The sequence below is a fragment of the Salmonella sp. FC25216 genome (assembly GCF_057751355.1).
Window position 1 is genome coordinate 619,704 of record NZ_JBDGON010000001.1, and the last position, 20,055, is coordinate 639,758.

Annotated in this window: 16 protein-coding genes and 3 pseudogenes; 12 read left to right on the forward strand and 7 right to left on the reverse strand. The window is 54.5% G+C overall.

Annotation, left to right across the window (positions count from 1 at the left end; all coding sequences use genetic code 11):
• Positions 1 to 27: 27 nt before the first annotated feature.
• From phnJ to yjcO, 11 genes and pseudogenes are all read left to right on the forward strand, one after another.
• Positions 28 to 819, forward strand: a complete 792-nt coding sequence (phnJ, locus tag AC3G3F_RS02915; RefSeq protein WP_053509252.1) for an alpha-D-ribose 1-methylphosphonate 5-phosphate C-P-lyase PhnJ — start codon at positions 28 to 30, stop codon at positions 817 to 819.
• Positions 816 to 1,574, forward strand: a complete 759-nt coding sequence (phnK, locus tag AC3G3F_RS02920; protein ID WP_023249508.1) for a phosphonate C-P lyase system protein PhnK — start codon at positions 816 to 818, stop codon at positions 1,572 to 1,574. The genes phnJ and phnK overlap by 4 nt, the downstream gene beginning before the upstream one ends.
• Positions 1,575 to 1,583: 9 nt before the next feature.
• Positions 1,584 to 2,264 carry a phosphonate C-P lyase system protein PhnL gene (phnL, locus tag AC3G3F_RS02925; protein WP_023249507.1) on the forward strand — a complete coding sequence of 227 codons (681 nt, stop codon included), beginning with the start codon at positions 1,584 to 1,586 and terminating at the stop codon, positions 2,262 to 2,264.
• Positions 2,261 to 3,397 (forward strand): alpha-D-ribose 1-methylphosphonate 5-triphosphate diphosphatase, encoded by a 1,137-nt coding sequence (gene phnM / locus AC3G3F_RS02930; RefSeq protein WP_023249506.1) that lies wholly within the window; start codon positions 2,261 to 2,263, stop codon positions 3,395 to 3,397. The genes phnL and phnM overlap by 4 nt, the downstream gene beginning before the upstream one ends.
• Before the next feature lie 2 nt (positions 3,398 to 3,399).
• Positions 3,400 to 3,954, forward strand: a complete 555-nt coding sequence (gene phnN / locus AC3G3F_RS02935; RefSeq protein WP_053509212.1) for a ribose 1,5-bisphosphokinase — start codon at positions 3,400 to 3,402, stop codon at positions 3,952 to 3,954.
• Positions 3,941 to 4,375: an aminoalkylphosphonate N-acetyltransferase gene (gene phnO, locus AC3G3F_RS02940; RefSeq protein WP_070804289.1), complete on the forward strand. Its 435-nt coding sequence runs from the start codon at positions 3,941 to 3,943 to the stop codon at positions 4,373 to 4,375. The genes phnN and phnO overlap by 14 nt, the downstream gene beginning before the upstream one ends.
• A gap of 7 nt (positions 4,376 to 4,382) precedes the next feature.
• A complete protein-coding gene (gene phnP, locus AC3G3F_RS02945; protein ID WP_088734559.1) occupies positions 4,383 to 5,141 on the forward strand; it encodes a phosphonate metabolism protein PhnP in 759 nt (252 codons plus the stop codon).
• 228 nt (positions 5,142 to 5,369) lie between these two features.
• Positions 5,370 to 5,723: pseudogene (locus AC3G3F_RS02950) on the forward strand (MBL fold metallo-hydrolase); the annotation flags it as partial.
• A pseudogene (locus AC3G3F_RS02955) lies at positions 5,657 to 6,160 on the forward strand (TolC family protein); the annotation flags it as partial. The pseudogenes AC3G3F_RS02950 and AC3G3F_RS02955, both read left to right, overlap by 67 nt.
• 181 nt (positions 6,161 to 6,341) lie before the next feature.
• Complete coding sequence (fdhF, locus tag AC3G3F_RS02960) at positions 6,342 to 8,489, forward strand: formate dehydrogenase subunit alpha (RefSeq protein WP_077910253.1); 2,148 nt, start codon at positions 6,342 to 6,344, stop codon at positions 8,487 to 8,489.
• A 207-nt stretch (positions 8,490 to 8,696) separates the two neighbouring features.
• A complete protein-coding gene (gene yjcO / locus AC3G3F_RS02965; RefSeq protein ID WP_079796621.1) occupies positions 8,697 to 9,386 on the forward strand; it encodes a Sel1 family TPR-like repeat protein YjcO in 690 nt (229 codons plus the stop codon).
• Positions 9,387 to 9,432: 46 nt separating this feature from the next.
• On the opposite strand, the gene gltP is transcribed toward yjcO, so the two are convergent.
• The 7 genes and pseudogenes from gltP to nrfA form a co-directional block, all read right to left on the reverse strand.
• Positions 9,433 to 10,743, reverse strand: coding sequence for a glutamate/aspartate:proton symporter GltP (gene gltP / locus AC3G3F_RS02970; protein WP_000793278.1), 1,311 nt, complete (start codon positions 10,741 to 10,743; stop codon positions 9,433 to 9,435).
• A 344-nt stretch (positions 10,744 to 11,087) separates the two neighbouring features.
• Positions 11,088 to 11,708 (reverse strand): heme lyase NrfEFG subunit NrfG, encoded by a 621-nt coding sequence (gene nrfG, locus AC3G3F_RS02975; RefSeq protein WP_488394410.1) that lies wholly within the window; start codon positions 11,706 to 11,708, stop codon positions 11,088 to 11,090.
• A pseudogene (gene nrfF, locus AC3G3F_RS02980) lies at positions 11,705 to 13,895 on the reverse strand (heme lyase NrfEFG subunit NrfF). Before nrfF ends, nrfG begins: the two are co-directional and overlap by 4 nt.
• On the reverse strand, positions 13,888 to 14,844 hold the full coding sequence (gene nrfD / locus AC3G3F_RS02985; RefSeq protein ID WP_023249496.1) for a cytochrome c nitrite reductase subunit NrfD: 957 nt from the start codon (positions 14,842 to 14,844) through the stop codon (positions 13,888 to 13,890). Before nrfD ends, nrfF begins: the two are co-directional and overlap by 8 nt.
• Positions 14,841 to 15,512, reverse strand: coding sequence for a cytochrome c nitrite reductase Fe-S protein (gene nrfC, locus AC3G3F_RS02990; protein WP_023249495.1), 672 nt, complete (start codon positions 15,510 to 15,512; stop codon positions 14,841 to 14,843). Before nrfC ends, nrfD begins: the two co-directional genes overlap by 4 nt.
• Positions 15,509 to 16,078 carry a cytochrome c nitrite reductase pentaheme subunit gene (gene nrfB / locus AC3G3F_RS02995; RefSeq protein ID WP_023249494.1) on the reverse strand — a complete coding sequence of 190 codons (570 nt, stop codon included), beginning with the start codon at positions 16,076 to 16,078 and terminating at the stop codon, positions 15,509 to 15,511. Before nrfB ends, nrfC begins: the two co-directional genes overlap by 4 nt.
• Before the next feature lie 44 nt (positions 16,079 to 16,122).
• Entirely contained in the window at positions 16,123 to 17,559 is a 1,437-nt protein-coding gene (nrfA, locus tag AC3G3F_RS03000; protein ID WP_023249493.1) for an ammonia-forming nitrite reductase cytochrome c552 subunit, read from the reverse strand.
• A 432-nt stretch (positions 17,560 to 17,991) separates the two neighbouring features.
• On the opposite strand from nrfA, the gene acs reads away from it, so the two are divergent.
• Positions 17,992 to 19,950: an acetate--CoA ligase gene (acs, locus tag AC3G3F_RS03005; protein WP_023249492.1), complete on the forward strand. Its 1,959-nt coding sequence runs from the start codon at positions 17,992 to 17,994 to the stop codon at positions 19,948 to 19,950.
• Positions 19,951 to 20,055 lie beyond the last annotated feature (105 nt).

The window sequence follows — 20,055 nt, forward strand, 5'->3', positions numbered from 1 at the left end:
GCCTATCTGGACGAGCAGACTAAACGCATGATCCGCCGCGCGATTTTAAAAGCGGTGGCGATTCCCGGCTATCAGGTGCCGTTTGGCGGCCGCGAAATGCCGATGCCTTACGGCTGGGGTACTGGGGGTATTCAGCTAACCGCCAGTGTGATTGGCGAAGCGGACGTGCTGAAAGTGATCGACCAGGGGGCGGACGACACCACCAACGCGGTGTCTATCCGCAACTTCTTCAAGCGCGTCACGGGCGTAGCTACGACGGAGCGCACCGAAGACGCGACGCTGATCCAGACCCGTCATCGAATCCCGGAAACACCGCTGGTGGAAGATCAGATCCTTATCTATCAGGTACCAATCCCGGAACCGTTGCGCTTTATCGAACCACGCGAAACGGAGACCCGCACCATGCACGCGCTGGAAGAGTACGGCGTGATGCAGGTGAAGTTGTATGAAGATATCGCCCGCTTCGGCCATATCGCCACTACCTACGCCTATCCGGTGAAGGTGAACGGGCGCTACGTCATGGACCCATCGCCCATCCCGAAATTCGATAACCCTAAGATGGACAGGATGCCCGCGCTGCAACTGTTCGGCGCGGGACGGGAAAAACGCATCTATGCCGTACCGCCGTATACACGGGTGGAAAGTCTCGATTTCGACGACCATCCGTTCCGCGTACAGAGCTGGGACGAACCCTGCGCTATCTGCGGCTCGACGCACAGCTATCTCGACGAAGTGGTGCTGGATGATAGCGGCAAACGGATGTTTGTCTGCTCCGACACCGATTACTGCCGCCAACAGAGCGAGGCTCTCAACCCATGACGCAACCGCTGCTTTCGGTCAATAACCTGACGCATCTCTACGCGCCGGGCAAAGGCTTCAACAATGTCTCTTTTGATCTGTGGCCTGGCGAAGTGTTGGGTATCGTCGGGGAGTCCGGCTCCGGCAAAACCACTCTGCTGAAATCGATCTCTTCACGTCTGATACCGCAGTCCGGTGAGGTTCAGTATCAGAACCGTTCGCTGTATGGCATGAGTGAAGCCGATCGCCGCCGTCTGTTGCGTACCGAATGGGGCGTGGTGCATCAGCATCCGCTGGACGGTCTGCGCCGTCAGGTTTCAGCGGGCGGCAATATCGGCGAGCGTCTGATGGCGACAGGTGCGCGTCACTACGGAGAAATCCGCGCTACCGCCCGGCGCTGGCTGGAGGAGGTTGAAATTCCCGCCTCGCGCATCGACGACCTACCCACCACCTTTTCCGGCGGGATGCAGCAACGTTTGCAGATTGCCCGTAACCTGGTCACCCACCCCAGACTGGTATTTATGGACGAGCCCACCGGCGGGCTGGACGTCTCCGTACAGGCGCGTCTGCTCGATCTGCTGCGCGGTCTGGTGGTGGAGCTGGATCTGGCGGTGGTAATTGTCACCCATGATTTAGGGGTCGCCCGCCTGCTGGCGGATCGTCTGCTGGTGATGAAACAGGGACAAGTGGTGGAAAGTGGGTTAACCGACCGGGTACTCGACGATCCGCATCACCCGTATACCCAGTTGCTGGTGTCGTCGGTATTGCAAAATTAAGAGGCCAACATGATTCACGTTGAAAACGTCAGTAAAACCTTCGTGCTCCACCAGCAAAACGGCGTGCGTCTGCCGGTACTGAAAAACGCCACTCTGGCAGTGAAAAGCGGCGAATGCGTGGTGCTCCACGGTCACTCCGGCAGCGGTAAATCGACGCTACTGCGCTCGCTGTACGCCAATTATCTGCCCGATGAGGGGCATATCCGGATTCGTCACGGCAATGAGTGGGTAGATCTGGTGCAGGCGCCGACGCGTAAGGTGCTGGAAGTCCGTCGCTCGACCATCGGCTGGGTAAGCCAGTTTTTACGCGTCATTCCGCGCATCTCCGCGCTGGATGTCGTCATGCAGCCGCTGCTGGAACTGGGCGTCCCGCGTGACGTTTGCGCCGCCAAAGCCGCCCGGCTGCTCACCCGTCTGAATGTGCCGGAACCGCTATGGCATCTAGCCCCTTCCACCTTTTCCGGCGGCGAACAGCAGCGCGTGAACATCGCGCGCGGATTTATCGTCGATTATCCGATTTTGTTGCTGGATGAACCTACCGCCTCGCTGGACGCCAACAACAGTGCCGCTGTGGTCACGCTGATTACCGAAGCCAAAGCGCGCGGCGCGGCCATCGTCGGTATTTTTCATGACCAGGCCGTGCGCGACCGCGTGGCGGATCGTTTGCATGCGATGGGAATCACCTCATGATTATCAATAATGTAAAACTGGTACTGGAAGATGATGTGGTACAGGGTTCGCTGGAAATGCAGGACGGAGTTATCCGTGCCTTCGCTGAAAGCCGTAGCCGCCTTCCTGCAGCGCTGGATGGCGAAGGCGGCTGGCTGCTGCCGGGGTTAATAGAGCTGCATACCGATAACCTCGACAAATTCTTCACCCCGCGTCCTAAGGTCGACTGGCCTGCTCATTCGGCGATGAGCAGCCATGATGCGCTGATGGTCGCCAGCGGCATTACTACCGTGCTGGACGCTGTCGCCATTGGTGATGTGCGCGACGGCGGCGACCGTCTGGAAAACCTGGAGAAGATGATCAATGCCGTGGAAGAGACGCAAAAACGCGGACTCAACCGCGCCGAACATCGTTTACATCTGCGCTGCGAGCTACCGCATCACACCACCCTGCCGCTGTTTGAAAAGCTAGCCGATCGCGACGCCGTCACCCTGGTGTCGCTGATGGATCACTCGCCAGGTCAGCGCCAGTACGTCAGTCTTGAGAAATATCGCGAGTATTACCAGGGAAAATATCATCTGACCGACGACGAAATGGATCGTTTTGAAGCGGAACAGATCGCGCTGGCCGAACGATGGTCCACCCCGAATCGTCAGTCCATCGCCGCGATGTGTCAGGCACGTCATATCGCCCTGGCAAGCCACGATGACGCCACTTACGCACATGTGCACGAATCGCATCTGATGGGCAGCGTAATCGCCGAATTTCCCACCACCTTTGAAGCCGCAAAAGCCTCACGTCAGCATGGGATGAATGTACTGATGGGCGCGCCGAATATCGTGCGCGGCGGTTCGCACTCCGGCAACGTGGCAGCCCATAAGCTGGCTGAACTGGGGCTGCTGGATATTCTCTCTTCCGACTATTACCCCGCCAGCCTGCTGGATGCGGCGTTTCGCGTCGCGGATGACGCCAGTAACACGTTTACCCTGCCGCAGGCCATTTGTCTGGTAACACGCAATCCCGCGCGGGCGCTCAAGCTGGATGATCGCGGCGTCGTCGCGCAAGGGAAACGCGCCGATCTGGTGCTGGCGCACCGCAAAGGCGATCACGTCCATATCGATCATGTCTGGCGTCAGGGGAAAAGGGTGTTTTAACGATGGGAAAACTGATCTGGTTAATGGGGCCATCCGGCTCCGGTAAAGACAGTTTGCTGGCGGAACTTCGTCAGCAGGAACATGAACAGTTGCTTATCGCTCACCGCTACATTACTCGGGCGGCCAATGCGGGTAATGAAAACCATATCGCGTTGAGTGAAAAAGAGTTTTTCATTCGTGCGGGACAAAACCTTCTGGCGCTGAGCTGGTATGCTAACGGTTTTTATTACGGTCTCGGTATTGAAATCGATCTCTGGCTGCATGCCGGTTTTGACGTGGTGGTCAACGGTTCACGCGCACATCTGCCGCAGGCGCAGGCGCGCTACGGCGTTTCTCTATTACCGGTTTGCTTGACGGTTTCACCCGATATTTTACGCCAGCGACTGCAGATGCGCGGGCGAGAAAATGACGCCGAAATCGCCGCCCGTCTGGAGCGAGCGGCGCATTATCCGCCGTTTAACTGTCCTACCGTTAATAATGACGGAAGTTTGCTACAGTCTGTCGAAAGACTGCTCATTTTGATGGGACGTAAGGAGGAACATTATGCCAGTCTGTGAATTACGTCGCGCAACGGCAGAGGATATCGATTCCGTTTACGCGCTTATCTGTGAGCTGAAGCAAGATGAAATTAATTATCAAGCCCTTAGAGAAGGATTCGCCGCTAACTTGCAGGACCCCCATTTTCGATATCATTTAGCGCTTTACAATGGAGAGGTGGTTGGCATGATCGGCCTGCATATACAGTTTCACCTTCATCATGCGAACTGGATCGGCGAAATTCAGGAGCTGGTGGTGATGCCGCAGGCGCGTGGGTTGAAGGTGGGGAGCACACTGTTGGCCTGGGCGGAAGAGGAAACGCGTCGGGCGGGCGCGGAGATGACGGAGCTTTCCACCAGCATTAAGCGCCACGACGCTCATCGATTCTATCTACGCGAAGGTTATGCGCAGAGCCACTTCCGCTTCACCAAAATGCTGTGAGGCATTGATGAGTTTTATCATTACGCTGACAGGCACCGGCGGCGCGCAGGGCGTACCGGCATACGGCTGCGACTGCCCTGCCTGCCGTCGGGCGCAAATGCAGCTCCGGTTTCGCCGTCGCCCCTGTAGCGGCGTGGTCAAATTCAACGATGCCGTCACCTTGATCGATGCGGGTCTCCACGATCTGACAGATCGCTGGCCCGCCGGCTCGTTCCGGCAGTTTTTGCTCACCCATTATCATATGGATCATGTGCAGGGATTGTTTCCGTTACGCTGGGGTGTCGGGGCATCGATCCCGATTTATGGCCCGCCGGATGAGCAGGGGTGCGACGATCTGTTTAAGCACCCTGGCATCCTTGATTTCAGCTACACCGTTGAGCCTTTTGTAACGTTTGATTTACAGGGATTGCAGGTAACGCCACTACCGCTCAACCACTCAAAACTGACCTTTGGCTACCTGCTGGAATCGGCACACCGTCGCGTAGCATGGTTATCTGATACCGCTGGCTTACCCGATAACACCCTAAAATTTCTCCTCAACAACGCCCTACAGGTAGTCGTGATCGACTGTAGCCATGAACCACTCCCCGCGCCGCCGCGTAACCACAACGACTTAAACAGAGTTATTGCTATTAAGGAGGTGATTCGTTGCCCGCGGGTCATTGTTACTCATATCAGCCATCAATTTGATACGTGGATGATGGCGAACATGCTGCCTGATGGTATTGAAGCTGGCTATGACGGGATGGAAATCGTTCTGGAGTAAGCCCGCTTGTCGGGCTCGGGTATACCTTATTTCGCCACAATCTGAAAAACAGATTTCTTGCTTTCACGCTTTAATCTTAAAAAATAAATACGCGCTGTGCTGGTGTTAATCCGCCAAAACACATTGAATATAAAAATAATAAATTCGGTTTTATGATAGCAGGGACCACCAGACCGAATTCCCTTCGAATAAATAAATTCACTACACAAATGTTAAATGGAGACTTATATGAATAACGAGAAGTTATTCCGTTTAAGCAGGATGTTTATTGCTGTTATCTGCGCATCTGGTCTTTTTATTCATACCGCTTTCGCGGCTGAATCTGCGAAAGATGCTACCGCCTATACCCAACAGGTTAATCAATAATACACGAAGAACCTGCCGTTCAGCGATCGGCAGGACTTTGCCGATGTGCAGCGCGGGTTTATCGCTCCCCTGCTGGATCAGGGTATTCTAAAAACCGCCAGCGGGAAACCATTCTATCGTGCCGAAGACTACAAATTTGATATCAACGCGCCAGCGCCCTGTTCTATCCCAGCTTTGATATCAAAGCCTTCTTTGGCCTCGATTCCATCCATCTGGATAATTTGTTTAAAAACACCAGTAAACAGATCAACTTTATTCCGGGCTTACGCCTGCCGCTTTTTGACGGCGGACGTCTTAATGCCAACCTGGCAAGCACCAGGGCCGCCAGCAATATATTGATGGAACGGTATAACCAGTCCGTACTCAACGCCGTGCGTGATGTGGCGATCAACGGCACCCGTCTGCAAACGCTTAATGATCAGCGCGCCATACAGGCACAGCGGGTAGACGCCACGCGTTATACCCAGGCCTCCGCCGAGGCGGCGTTAAAACAGGGGCCGGGAAGTCGATTACAGGCCACCGAAGCCAGACTTCCCGTGTTGAGCGAACAAGTTTCGCTGCTGATGTTGGATACCCTACGCATTATTCAGAGTATCCAGCTTATCAAATCACCGGGCGGCGGCTATCAGGCCGCAAAAACCGAGCAGGACTGATAAATGTCATGCGGCATTTTCTTTCGACACGTCAAAACTGACGATAGCCTGTTTTTCGTCAGGGTCTTGAGCAAAATTCGCCCGTAATATCAGGGGAAGTCCACACTAAAAAAGTGGCATAAAACATGCATACTGAGGGCGACAGCGCGTATGCGCGATTTGATTAACTGGAGCGAAACCGATGAAAAAAGTCGTCACGGTTTGCCCGTATTGCGCATCAGGTTGCAAAATCAACCTGGTGGTCGATAACGGCAAAATCGTCCGGGCTGAGGCGGCGCAGGGGAAAACCAACCAGGGTACCCTGTGTCTGAAGGGCTACTACGGCTGGGATTTTATTAATGATACCCAGATCCTGACCCCGCGCCTGAAAACCCCAATGATCCGTCGCCAGCGTGGCGGCAAACTGGAATCTGTTTCCTGGGATGAAGCACTCAATTACGTCGCTGAACGTTTGAGCGCCATCAAAGCGAAGTACGGTCCGGATGCAATCCAGACGACCGGCTCCTCTCGCGGTACCGGAAATGAAACCAACTATGTAATGCAAAAATTCGCGCGCGCCGTTATTGGTACCAATAACGTTGACTGCTGCGCTCGCGTCTGACACGGCCCATCGGTTGCAGGTCTGCACCAATCGGTCGGTAACGGCGCAATGAGTAATGCGATTAACGAAATTGATAACACCGATTTAGTGTTCGTCTTCGGGTATAACCCGGCGGATTCCCACCCTATCGTGGCGAATCACGTGATTAACGCTAAACGCAACGGGGCGAAAATTATCGTCTGCGATCCGCGCAAAATTGAAACCGCGCGCATCGCTGACATGCATATCGCGTTGAAAAACGGCTCGAATATCGCGCTGCTCAACGCCATGGGTCATGTCATTATTGAAGAAAACCTGTACGACAAAGCGTTTGTCGCCAGCCGTACCGAAGGTTTTGAAGAGTACCGTAAGATTGTCGAAGGCTATACGCCGGAGTCCGTCGAAGAGATTACTGGCGTGAGCGCACAGGAAATTCGTCAGGCGGCGCGGATGTATGCCAGCGCGAAAAGCGCGGCGATCTTGTGGGGTATGGGCGTCACCCAGTTCTATCAGGGTGTGGAAACCGTGCGTTCACTGACCAGCCTCGCGATGCTGACCGGCAACCTCGGCAAACCAAGCGCGGGCGTTAACCCGGTTCGCGGCCAGAACAACGTTCAGGGCGCGTGCGATATGGGCGCGTTGCCGGATACGTATCCGGGCTACCAGTACGTTAAGTTCCCGGAAAATCGTGAGAAATTCGCTAAAGCCTGGGGCGTAGAAAGTCTGCCTGCGCATACCGGCTATCGCATCAGCGAGCTGCCGCACCGTGCGGCGCATGGCGAAGTACGCGCGGCGTACATTATGGGTGAAGATCCGCTGCAAACCGATGCGGAGCTCTCTGCGGTACGTAAAGCGTTTGAAGATCTGGAACTGGTCATCGTGCAGGACATCTTCATGACCAAAACCGCGTCGGCGGCGGATGTGATTTTACCGTCTACCTCGTGGGGCGAGCATGAAGGCGTCTTCTCGGCGGCTGACCGTGGTTTCCAGCGCTTCTTTAAAGCCGTTGAGCCTAAGTGGGATCTGAAAACCGACTGGCAGATTATCAGTGAGATCGCCACCCGGATGGGCTATCCGATGCACTACAACAACACCCAGGAGATCTGGGATGAGTTGCGTCATCTGTGCCCGGATTTCTACGGGGCCACTTACGAGAAAATGGGTGAACTGGGTTATATCCAGTGGCCATGCCGTGACACCTCGGATGCCGATCAGGGAACCTCGTACCTCTTTAAAGAGAAGTTCGATACCCCCAACGGTCTGGCGCAGTTCTTCACCTGCGACTGGGTAGCACCTATCGATAAACTCACCGAAGAGTACCCGATGGTACTGTCGACGGTGCGCGAAGTCGGCCACTACTCCTGCCGTTCGATGACCGGTAACTGTGCAGCGCTGGCCGCGCTGGCGGACGAACCGGGCTATGCGCAAATCAATACCGCCGACGCCGCGCGTCTGGGCATTGAAGATGAAGCGCTGGTGTGGGTTCATTCGCGCAAAGGCAAAATCATCACCCGCGCGCAGGTCAGCGATCGCCCGAACAAAGGGGCGATTTACATGACCTACCAGTGGTGGATTGGCGCCTGTAACGAGCTGGTGACTGAAAACCTAAGCCCGATTACGAAAACGCCGGAGTACAAATACTGCGCCGTACGCGTTGAGCCGATCGCCGATCAGCGAGCCGCCGAGCAGTATGTGATTGATGAGTACAACAAGCTGAAAACCCGCCTGCGCGAAAGCGCAATGGGGTGATGAGAATTGCCTGATGGCGCTACGCCTTATCAGGCTTACAGGCGAACATCTCACTGTAGGTCGGATAGGTGGCATCTGGCATTAACATTGAAAACAGCCTCGTTCTGGACTGACCCCATAAAGTTGGACAGTCCATTCCAAGAGGCTGTTTTTTTATCCATACGATCTCTTTATACTGTCTTTTCCGTACCCTAAATAAAATTCAAAATGAAACCACTTCTTGCATTGATGTTGTTTATGACATTCTTTGCCCATGCCGCAGATCCTGAGCCAGGTAGCCAGTATTTGCAGGCAGCAGAGGCAGGTGACAGACGCGCACAATATTTTCTGGCCGACAGTTGGTTGAGCTATGGCGATTTGAACAAAGCCGAATACTGGGCGCAAAAAGCCGCCGACAATGGCGATGCTGACGCCTGCGCATTACTGGCGCAAATCAAAATCACTAATCCGGTAAGCCTGGATTATCCCGACGCGAAAAAGCTGGCTGAAAAGGCGGTAAATGCGGGCAGTAAAACGGGGGAAATTACGCTGGCGCGGATCCTGGTCAACACTCAGGCCGGACGCCCGGATTACCCAAAAGCCATCTCGCTGCTGCAAAACGCCTCTGAAGATCTGGATAACGACTCCGCGGTGGATGCGCAAATGTTGCTTGGCCTGATTTACGCCAACGGCGTGGGCATTGCCGCCGATGATGGAAAAGCTGCCTGGTATTTCAAACGTAGTTCCGCCATTTCCCGTACCGGCTATTCAGAATACTGGGCAGGAATGATGTTTTTAAACGGTGAACCGGGCTTTATTGAAAAGAATAAGCAGAAGGCGTTGCACTGGTTGAATCTAAGCTGTCTGGAAGGGTTTGATACCGGTTGCGAAGAATTCGAAACGCTAACGAATGGTTGATGTTTATTGCCGGATGGCGAACTGCCGTCCGGCGTTCTACCACCCATTACTGGGCGGTCTTATCAAATTTCCCCAGCACATCGCGCTCGTAGGCCAGCGCTTTTTTGCGGTCAAACTTGTGCTCCCACTTGGCAATCACCAGCACCGCCAGCGCATTCCCCACCACATTTAACGCAGTACGCGCCATGTCGAGGATACGGTCAACACCGGCGATAAACGCCAGCCCTTCCAGCGGAATGCCCACGCTGCCCAGCGTCGCCAGTAACACCACGAAGGATACGCCCGGCACGCCGGCAATCCCTTTCGACGTCACCATCAGCGTCAGCACCAGTACAATTTCCTGCCACAGCGACAGGTCGATACCATATAGCTGCGCGATAAAAATGGCGGCGATACTCTGATATAAAGTGGAACCGTCGAGGTTAAACGAGTAACCGGTCGGCACCACGAAGCTGGTGATAGAGGCTGGCGCGCCGTAAGCCTCCATCTTCTCGATAATGCGCGGCAGCACGCTCTCAGAGCTGGCGGTCGAGTACGCCAGAATCAATTCATCTTTCAGAATGCGAATCAGAATCCAGATACTTAACCCGCACAGGCGCGCCACGATGCCCAGCACCACCAGAGCAAAGAAAATAATGGCAAAGTGTACCAGCAGCACCAGTTTCGCCAGCGGCCACAGCGACGCGAAACCAAAATTCGCCACCGTGACGGCGATCAGCGCAAAAACGCCCACTGGCGCATAGCGCATCACCATATGAGTGACTTTAAACATGGTCTCAGAAATGGAACGAAATACCGTCACCAGCGGTTCGCGGTGTGTTGCCGGCAGGGACGATAACCCCAGCCCAAACAGGACCGAGAAAAAGATAATCGGCAGCATATCCCCTTTGGCCATCGATGCGATGATATTGGTCGGCACCAGCGACAGTATCGTCCCCATCAGCCCATGCGCATGACTTTGTACTTCCGCCGTGGTGTTCTGGTATTTCGAAATATCGACGGTCGCCAGTTGCGACATATCAATGCCTGAGCCTGGCTGAAAGACATTCGCCAGCGTAATGCCGAGGATAATCGCCACCGTGGTGATCAGTTCAAAATAGAGAATGGTTTTTGCGCCGATACGGCCTAGCTGTTTCGCATCGCCAACGCCGGCGATGCCGACAATCAAAGTCGAGATCACGATCGGCACGACGATCATTTTAATCAGATGGATAAAGATATCGCCGGCAGGCGACAACAGATTGGCAATCAGCCATTCACGGCTGTCACTGTGATAATGCAGATAGCTGCCCAGCAGAATGCCCAGCACCATAGCCAGCAAAATTTGCCAGGCCAGGCTGACTTTCAAGTTTTTCATAACAACAGACTTCCTCGATGAAGCGTTGCTCTCCGTCAAAAGCATGAGAGCAATACATACTGAAAGGGTATGATTTGTGTTGCGTTGGTTTGTAGAGTTTTTTAACGCGCATAATCAGTATCATTTGCATAGCGTCTTGCGCAACCCTTTCATAACAGGGCTTTTGGCTGCTTTTATGCATAATAACGCGAGTTTATGGCGTTAATGATGAATAACTATTTGTTATGGAAAGTTTTTTATTTCGACAAAAACGAATAATACACTGAGGTAATTAATTTTTATCCGTGATTCATTCGCCGTTTTTTTAAACAGCGCGCACGGCGCAAATCACAAAAAAGAAAAAATTATTTCTGCCGATTTTGTAACAATTTTGCCAAATTAATGGCCTCTACCAGTTGCGCGCGGTTCACTCGCGGCGAGTTTGCATCCAGTAAGGTTTGCCACAGCGACACGGCTCGCGCATAATCCGCCTGCATAAACGCATCCGCCGCCAGCAGCATCTGCGCGGTCACTTCTGTCGCATCCAGCGCTAACGCTTTGTTAATCATTTCACGAGTCGCAGGCGTCATATGTTGCCCGGACTGGTAATACAGCACCGTTGCCAGCGCGGCGAAAAGCTGCGCGTTATCTCCTCGCAGACGCAACGCCTGACGATATGCCAACAGCGCATTGTCATACGCATTGCGATAGAGATAATACTCGCCCAGCCGCGCCCATTGCTCGCTATCCTGCGGATTGGCGTGGATTTTTTCTTGCAGCATGGAAAGCTGCGCCTCTGGCGTTTGCGGGTTTGTAAAGTCACGTAGCGGATCGGCCAGACGCTGTTGCTCGCTACGCACAGCCTGCCATTTCGGCGTCAACATATAGCCGCCGATACAGGCAGCCACCATCAACACCGCCGCAGCCGCCAGACGCTTTACGGGTAGCGGGCGTAATGTCGTCGTGACGTTCGCTGGCAAACTCATGTTTCCTCCTTCTCTGTACGCTGACAAATGCCGGCTCGCCAGAGAATAATACCCACCAGCAACAACAGTAGACACGGCAGCGCCCATAGCAGAAGCGTTTGCGCGGTCAGCGGCGGATCGTAGCGAACAAAATCGCCGTAACGCCGGGTCATCCAGGCGGTAATTTCCGCTTCATCTTTACCTTCCGCCACCATGGTATAGACCTGATGGCGCATACTGACCGCGACCGACGCATTGGATTCCAGTAAATTTTGATTCTGACACTGCGGGCAGCGTAGCTGGCTGGCAACGCGCAGGGCTTTTTCCTGCTGTTGCGTGTTTTCGAAGCGCCAGGTGTCCACCACCTGAGCATGGGCAGTGAAAGCGAAGAAAAACAAGACACAGATGAAAAGTAAACGCGTTTTGCCGGATAAGGCATCCGCGACGCCATCCGGCAACGCTGTGATTAACTTACACATCACGTCTCCTCCCTCGCCAGCCGCTCAGCAATGCCCCGACGATCATCATCAGCCCGCCGCCCCAGACCCAACGGACGCCAGTCTGCACATAAAAACGCATAGCATACCGCTCCTCTCCCGTTTTCTCGCCCATCACCGCATACCAGTCATGTAGCAGGTTCCAGTGAATCCCCGGCTCCATCATTTGCTGGCGCCGCGCGACATAAAAGCGCCGTTCCGGCACAAGGCGGCCAATCACCTGGTCATCTTTCGAAAGGGTAATCAGCGCTTTCTCGGTGGTGTAATTTCCGTGAGCAGCCAGATCCAGACGCTCGAAACGAAAGGTATAGCCCGCCAGTACCACCTGCTGACCGGGGCTGAGGTTAAGGCTGATCTCATGTCGACTGACGCTGGAAACCATAATCCCGGCGGCGAAGATAAATACGCCCGTATGCGCCAGCAACGCCGGAAGCTGACGATGCAGAGAACGTGTCCGGCGGCTTACCGTCGCAAGCACGATAACCACCAGCATCAGCAGGCCAAACGGCAGCGTGACGCGATTAAAATAGGGCGCGCCCACCGAAAGCCTTCCCCAGCCCATCAAACCATAAATCATGGGGTAGAGCGTCCCGACCAGTACGATCAACAAGACGGCGCTAAAGAGCAGCAGCGTCGCCAGAATGAACGTTTCGCGCGATCCGCCGCCCAAACGTGTCGCCGGATACTGCTCCCGCGCCCGCCAGCCGTACAGACCAAGCGATGCCAGACTTAACGCGGCAAAAAGGGTAAACAGCGGCACCGCGTGCACGTTATCTAACGCAAAAGCATGGACGGAAATCAGAATGCCGGAACGCACAATCAGCGTTCCCAGCAGCGAGAGGATCAACGTCAGTATCGCCAGCAGCAACGACCAGTGACGGAAGCTCCCGCGCTGGCGGCTGACATACAGGCTGTGCAGCAACGCGCTGGCGGCAAGCCACGGCAGCAAAGAGGCATTTTCCACCGGGTCCCAGAACCACCAGCCGCCCCAGCCCAGTTCGCAATACGCCCACCACGATCCGAGAATGATACCCAGCGTCAGAGCGCACCAGCCGGGTAACGCCCAGCGCCAGCAAACCCAGGCGGTTGCCGCGTTAAAGCCGCCACACAGTAGCGAGGCCAGTGCTACGCTCGCCGCGGTCATCAGTCCGCCATAACCCAGATAGAGCAGCGGCGGATGTAAGATCAGCCCCAGATGTTGCAGCATGGGATTAAGGTCTCGCCCTTCAATGGCGGGAGGAAAAATACGCAGAAACGGATCGGACCACAGCATGATAAACAGCAGCAACGAGGCCATAATGAGGGACAAGATGCTCAGGGTCAGTGGAAAAAGCGCGTCAAATTCATGCCGGGTGCGCCAGGCGAATAGCGCCGTCCACCCCGAAAGAAGCAGCGCCCACAGCAGGAGCGAGCCTTCATGGCCGCCCCATACCGCCGCCAGTTTAAGTCCCCATGACAACTGACTATGGCTATGCTGCGCAACATAAACGACCGAAAAGTCGCTGGTCAGAAAACAGCTAACCAGAATCGCAAACGCCAGTAGCAGCAGCGTGAATGCCGTCCACGCGCCGCAGGTCGTCAGGCGCATGACGCCACACCAATGCTGACCAATCCCATACCACGTCGCCAGCGGGGTCAACACGTTGACCCCGAGACTCAACAACAGCGCCAGAAATCCGGCTTCAGGAAGGAAGATGTCCAGATTATGCAACCGTTAGCTGTCCCGCATAAAGAATGAAAAAGCGCAGCAGCAGCACGCCGGTCAAACTGGCACCGCAAACGGCCAACACGCCGTGAAACGTTACGCTACGGTTTGCCCACGGTTTCAGCAGCATCGGGATAATCAATCCCAGTCCTACGACGCCAAGCCAGAACCACCAGCTCCAGAATCCGCCGCCCAACGCGGCTGCCAGCGCCCGCATTTTGCCGTCATCACCCAGCGCCAGCCCAATAAAAAAGGCCGCCAACAGGAAGATTTCCAGCCACACCACCGGGGTTTCCATGCGGTGTACAAAGCGCGCCTCGGTGCTGTGCGGATTGCTGTTATGGCGTAACGCCATCGCGATCAGCGCTACCGCCGCGCCGGAGGATATGCCGGAGAACAGAAACAACGCCGGCAGGATCGGGTTATTGAGGAACGGATAGGATTTCAGCGCCGACAGCAGAAAGCCGGTATACGCGCCGAGCAGTACCGCCAGTACCAGCATCACGGTCTCAAGGGCGCGATGGAGCGGCGTCAGCAGGGTTAACACGCTTTGCACCAGGCCCAGCCGCGGTAGCCAGCGCTGTTGGAGGGCAATAACCTCTTTTTCAAAGATTTTCGCCAACCACAGTATCAGTACCACCATATAGAGCTGGAACAGCATCACGCCCATCGACATCACCGAGGTAAAGCTGTAGTGAAACATCAGTTTCCAGAAGGTCCACGGGCGCGTCAGGTGGAAGACCAGAATCAGCAGGCCAAGAATAATCGCCCCGGGTCCGACGACCAGTGTAGTGCGCAATAAGGTACTGTCTGCCCCGCCGGCTTGTGGATGGAAGCGGCGCAGTAGAATAGCCAGCGTGACCAGCCCGGCGGAAATACCAATCAGAAACAAATAGATGGCAATGGGCCAGTCCCAGACCAGCGAGTCAAAATGAAATGCAGACGCGTTTGTCATTGGCTCACCTCCCCATAGTTAAAGGGAACGCGATAAACCTTCGGTTTCGTCCCCAGCGCCAGCTTGTAGCGATAAGTCGGTTTCTCGCGCAGCAGACGGGAGATCTCACTATCAGGATCGTCCAGATTGCCGAAGGTCAGGGCTTTAGTTGGACAGGATTCGACGCAGGCAGGCAACCGGCCCTCTTTTAGCCGGGTTTTCCGGCAAAAATCGCACTTATCCGCCGTCTTACTGACCGGATGGATAAAGCGCACGCGGTAGGGACACGCGGCGATACAATACTGGCAGCCGACGCAAAGGTCCGGGTTCACATCGACAATACCGCTGGCGGCATCGCGGAATGATGCGCCGGTCGGGCAGACGTCAACGCAGGGCGCATGGTCGCAGTGCTGGCATGAGTGACGAAAGAAACGGTACTTCACCTCCGGAAACGTTCCCAGCGGCTCGCTGCGGATAATGGTCAGTCGCGATACGCCCTCCGGTACTTGATTCACTTCCCGACAGGCATCCATACAGGCGGTACAGCCGATGCATAGCGATTCGTCATGCACCATGCCATAACGCACGCCGTTAATATTCAACGTGTTCGCTACAACGCGTCCTGCCATCCCGCTGACCGCCGCCAGCGCGCCGACGCGGGTAATAAATTGACGTCGGGTGCAACTCATGGCTGCTCCTTAAGCAACGGAACGGACGCCGGATTAAAGTGCGGATTAGTACGCTGATCGCTGTGGCAATCCACGCATATTTTGATCCGCCCTTTCTCACTTAGCGTCTGCATCGTATCTTGCTGCGGATGCAGGGAGTGGCAACTGGCGCAGGCCACTTTAGTGACATGAACATCGTGCGGCCAGAACGCTTTTTGCAGTTGTTCAGGCAGATGGCAGGACATACAGACGCTGTTCTGTTGCTCCACCGTATACATCGGGTCGTTAAAACGCATTACATCTTTCACCCCTTCACGGTGGTGAAGCGACGGCTGACCGTGGCAGTTGGTACAGGTTACCGGCAATTTGTTGTTCGGGTTGATAACGCCCGTATGTTTACCGTGCATACCTTCGGTCTCCGGTTTGTGACAGTCCAGACAGGCAGCATCCGGATTACGCTGCTGGGTGACCGTCCAGCGTTGTTCAGGTTGCTGGGCGGTGGCGGGGGCGGCAGTTATCCCATTCAGGCTCCAGAACAGGCCTGACGCCAGCACCCCGGCAGTTAATAACGAACGTAATACGCTCATATTCACTCCATTACGTTATCCGCCCCTTGCGAGGCGGAAAGGGGTTATTGGCTTAACAGACCGTTTTTACGCGCCTGATCTTCCCACTGCGGTACAACCGTTTTCAGGAAGTCCTGCTTCTCGGCGTTGATTTGTTGCATATTCAAACCAATCGCTTTCTGCGCCTTCTCTTTCGTCGAAATATCCGGCAGCGGGATTTCATGGGTAATGCCTTTGGTTGCCAGCAGTCGCGCCAGTTTAGTGCGGGCATCCGCGGCTTTATCCATCGCGCTGCCTAACATCCGTAGACCTTCTTCCGGAGCATGCATATGAATACCGTGTGACGCAATCGCCAGATCCCAACGCCACTGCGCGTGGCGAATATCGTTCAGAATCGGTTTCATTTCCGCGTCTGTCGCCCCCGCATCCCATGCGGCTTTCGCTTCGAAGTGGGCATGAACCAGCTGATCTTCTACTTTGATTTTCAGATCGTGAATCGCCTGCTTGCGTTCGGCCACCACGTTTTGCAGCGTAGCTTTATCCTGGGTATGGCAGTTGGCGCAGGTTTGGGCGAAATTGTCGAACGGGTTGCCGATTTTATGGTCGGTGTAGAGCTTGCCTTCGGCGTTCTGTACTTTCGGCATGTGGCAGTCGATACAGGTCACGTTATTCTTACCGTGAATGCCCGCGCTCCAGGTTTCATATTCCGGGTGCTGCGCTTTGAGCATTGGCGTTTTCGACAACGAGTTTGTCCAGTCGGAGAAAGCGATGGCGTCGTAATATTTCTCCATATTTTCGACCTTCATGCCTTCGTCCCACGGGAATTTAACGGCTTTATTTTTACCCTCAAAGTAGTACTCAACATGGCACTGTCCACAGACCATCGATTGCTGATCAAACCGTCCCGCTTTATCAAACGGTTTGCCGATAGCCTCCATCGCCCGTTCGGCATAGGGACGTGACAACGTTAACGCGGGTTTCCCCTGGGCGAAATCGTCCGAAGCGGTGTTATGGCAGTCGGCACAGCCCAAATCGTTGACAATTTCCGGGCCACCGCGCGCCCATTTGCCATGAAAGTAGCCGTCTTCGCCCTCTTGCTGGATAAGGCGCGCGACATCAGGGCTTTTACAGCTCCAGCAGGCCATCGGCAGCGGGCCGTCTTCCGCCGTTTTTGGCGCGCCGGTACGCAGCGTTTCGCGCACGTCAGTTACCGCATACGCGTGGCCGCGTGGTTTGTTGTAATCACGGGAGAAGGGATATCCCGCCCACAAGATCACCAGACGAGGGTCTTCCGCCAGCGCATCTTCACGGGCAGACTGTTCTGACGTCGCTTTCCATGACTGATATTGGTCGGGGTGTTGAGGCGCGAACGTTTCATTTTTCGCTTCAACAGTAACGGTTTTTGCAGATACAGGCGTTTGCTCAGCGTAAACAGAGGTAATGAAGAAAAAAGGAAATATAAGGCTGAAGAAACGGCGTGCGCGTAGTGTTTTCCTTGCCATAGAGGTCTCATCCAGATTGCGCCATTATCTTTAATGGCGATTTTTTATCGTTTTCCATAACAGCAACCGCACAAATACTGTTATTACATTGCTCCCCTCTATGTGTAACAAATAACCACACTTAAAATGTTGTCTTTAATCAATTGTAAGTGTATGTAAAATACCACTTTAGAGTTAGTAGCCTGGACAAAACTCCCTCTCTTTTGTGATTTCCGGACACGGATCACTTTTTAAAAAAAATTTCATATAACGTCATGTTATCCCGAAAATTTATCTAATTTTGCGGGACACAATCAAAAAAAACATTGCTGCTTATTTGCACAGTTCCCTTTTTGCGTGATCTGTCGCCCAAATACTAAACAAAACTTATTAAGACCCTACATTTAACGTTTATGCGACATATTATTAACATCTTACAAGGAGAACAACAGCATGAGCCAAACACATAAACACGCCATTCCCGCCAATGTTGCGGATCGTTGCCTGATAAATCCAGAGCAGTATGAGACTAAATATAAACAGTCTATTAACGACCCCAATACGTTTTGGGGCGAACAGGGAAAAATTCTCGACTGGATCACCCCGTACCAAAAAGTGAAAAACACCTCCTTTGCGCCAGGCAATGTGTCGATTAAATGGTACGAGGACGGCACGCTGAATCTGGCGGCGAACTGTCTTGACCGCCATTTGCAGGAAAATGGCGATCGCACCGCCATTATCTGGGAAGGCGATGACGCGTCGCAGAGTAAACATATCTCTTATCGCGAACTGCATCGCGATGTCTGCCGTTTCGCAAATACGCTGCTGGATCTGGGCATTAAAAAAGGCGATGTGGTGGCGATTTATATGCCGATGGTACCGGAAGCGGCGGTGGCAATGTTGGCCTGCGCCCGCATCGGCGCGGTGCATTCGGTGATCTTCGGGGGGTTCTCGCCAGAAGCCGTCGCCGGACGCATTATCGACTCCAGCTCGCGACTGGTGATCACCGCTGACGAAGGTGTACGCGCCGGACGCAGTATCCCGCTGAAAAAGAATGTCGATGACGCGCTGAAAAACCCGAATGTCACTAGCGTTGAGCATGTGATCGTCCTGAAGCGCACCGGCGGCAACATTGACTGGCAAGAAGACCGCGACCTGTGGTGGCGCGATCTGATTGAAAAAGCCAGCCCTGAACACCAGCCTGAAGCGATGAATGCCGAAGATCCGCTGTTTATCCTTTATACCTCCGGCTCCACCGGCAAGCCGAAAGGCGTGCTGCACACCACCGGCGGCTATCTGGTCTACGCCGCGACCACCTTTAAGTATGTCTTTGATTATCACCCTGGCGATATTTACTGGTGTACCGCCGATGTGGGTTGGGTGACGGGGCACAGCTATCTGTTGTATGGTCCTCTGGCCTGCGGCGCGACCACCTTAATGTTTGAAGGCGTGCCGAATTGGCCGACGCCCGCTCGCATGTGCCAGGTGGTCGACAAACACCAGGTCAACATTCTCTATACCGCTCCGACGGCAATCCGCGCGCTGATGGCGGAAGGCGATAAAGCCATTGAAGGCACCGACCGTTCTTCACTACGCATTCTGGGTTCCGTCGGCGAGCCGATCAACCCCGAAGCGTGGGAATGGTACTGGAAGAAGATCGGCAAGGAAAAATGCCCGGTCGTCGACACCTGGTGGCAGACTGAAACAGGCGGTTTTATGATCACGCCGCTACCAGGCGCTACCGAATTGAAAGCCGGTTCCGCCACCCGTCCTTTCTTTGGCGTACAGCCTGCGCTGGTGGATAACGAAGGCCATCCGCAAGAAGGCGCGACGGAAGGCAATCTGGTCATCACCGATTCCTGGCCGGGCCAGGCGCGCACTCTGTTCGGCGATCATGAACGTTTTGAGCAAACCTATTTCTCTACCTTTAAGAATATGTATTTCAGCGGCGACGGCGCGCGTCGCGATGAAGACGGCTATTACTGGATCACCGGTCGCGTGGATGACGTGTTAAACGTCTCCGGCCACCGTCTGGGTACGGCGGAAATCGAGTCGGCGCTGGTGGCGCATCCGAAGATCGCCGAAGCGGCGGTGGTGGGTATTCCACACACTATCAAAGGTCAGGCAATTTACGCTTATGTGACGCTCAACCACGGCGAGGAGCCGTCGCCAGAACTGTACGCGGAGGTGCGCAACTGGGTACGTAAAGAGATTGGCCCGCTGGCGACGCCGGACGTGCTGCACTGGACCGACTCACTGCCAAAAACCCGTTCCGGCAAAATTATGCGCCGTATTTTGCGCAAAATCGCAGCGGGCGATACCAGCAATCTGGGCGATACCTCGACTCTCGCCGATCCTGGCGTGGTAGAGAAACTGCTCGAAGAGAAGCAGGCCATCGCGATGCCGTCATAACCATAAATGCCGGATGGCAACGCGAAAGCGTTTTATCCGGCCTACGACCCTACCCCTGCCCTCTCTCAAACCGGGAGAGGGAAATATAAAAAACCTCCCCAAAGG

Excerpts from the sequence above, each read along its gene's own strand:
- phnJ (WP_053509252.1), top strand. The coding sequence starts at position 28 with ATGATCCGCCGCGCGATTTTAAAAGCGGTGGCGATTCCCGGCTATCAG.
- phnK (WP_023249508.1), top strand. The coding sequence starts at position 816 with ATGACGCAACCGCTGCTTTCGGTCAATAACCTGACGCATCTCTACGCG.
- phnL (WP_023249507.1), top strand. The coding sequence starts at position 1,584 with ATGATTCACGTTGAAAACGTCAGTAAAACCTTCGTGCTCCACCAGCAA.
- phnM (WP_023249506.1), top strand. The coding sequence starts at position 2,261 with ATGATTATCAATAATGTAAAACTGGTACTGGAAGATGATGTGGTACAG.
- phnN (WP_053509212.1), top strand. The coding sequence starts at position 3,400 with ATGGGAAAACTGATCTGGTTAATGGGGCCATCCGGCTCCGGTAAAGAC.
- phnO (WP_070804289.1), top strand. The coding sequence starts at position 3,941 with ATGCCAGTCTGTGAATTACGTCGCGCAACGGCAGAGGATATCGATTCC.
- phnP (WP_088734559.1), top strand. The coding sequence starts at position 4,383 with ATGAGTTTTATCATTACGCTGACAGGCACCGGCGGCGCGCAGGGCGTA.
- yjcO (WP_079796621.1), top strand. The coding sequence starts at position 8,697 with ATGAAACCACTTCTTGCATTGATGTTGTTTATGACATTCTTTGCCCAT.
- gltP (WP_000793278.1), bottom strand. The coding sequence starts at position 10,743 with ATGAAAAACTTGAAAGTCAGCCTGGCCTGGCAAATTTTGCTGGCTATG.
- nrfG (WP_488394410.1), bottom strand. The coding sequence starts at position 11,708 with ATGAGTTTGCCAGCGAACGTCACGACGACATTACGCCCGCTACCCGTA.
- nrfD (WP_023249496.1), bottom strand. The coding sequence starts at position 14,844 with ATGACAAACGCGTCTGCATTTCATTTTGACTCGCTGGTCTGGGACTGG.
- nrfC (WP_023249495.1), bottom strand. The coding sequence starts at position 15,512 with ATGAGTTGCACCCGACGTCAATTTATTACCCGCGTCGGCGCGCTGGCG.
- nrfB (WP_023249494.1), bottom strand. The coding sequence starts at position 16,078 with ATGAGCGTATTACGTTCGTTATTAACTGCCGGGGTGCTGGCGTCAGGC.
- nrfA (WP_023249493.1), bottom strand. The coding sequence starts at position 17,559 with ATGGCAAGGAAAACACTACGCGCACGCCGTTTCTTCAGCCTTATATTT.
- acs (WP_023249492.1), top strand. The coding sequence starts at position 17,992 with ATGAGCCAAACACATAAACACGCCATTCCCGCCAATGTTGCGGATCGT.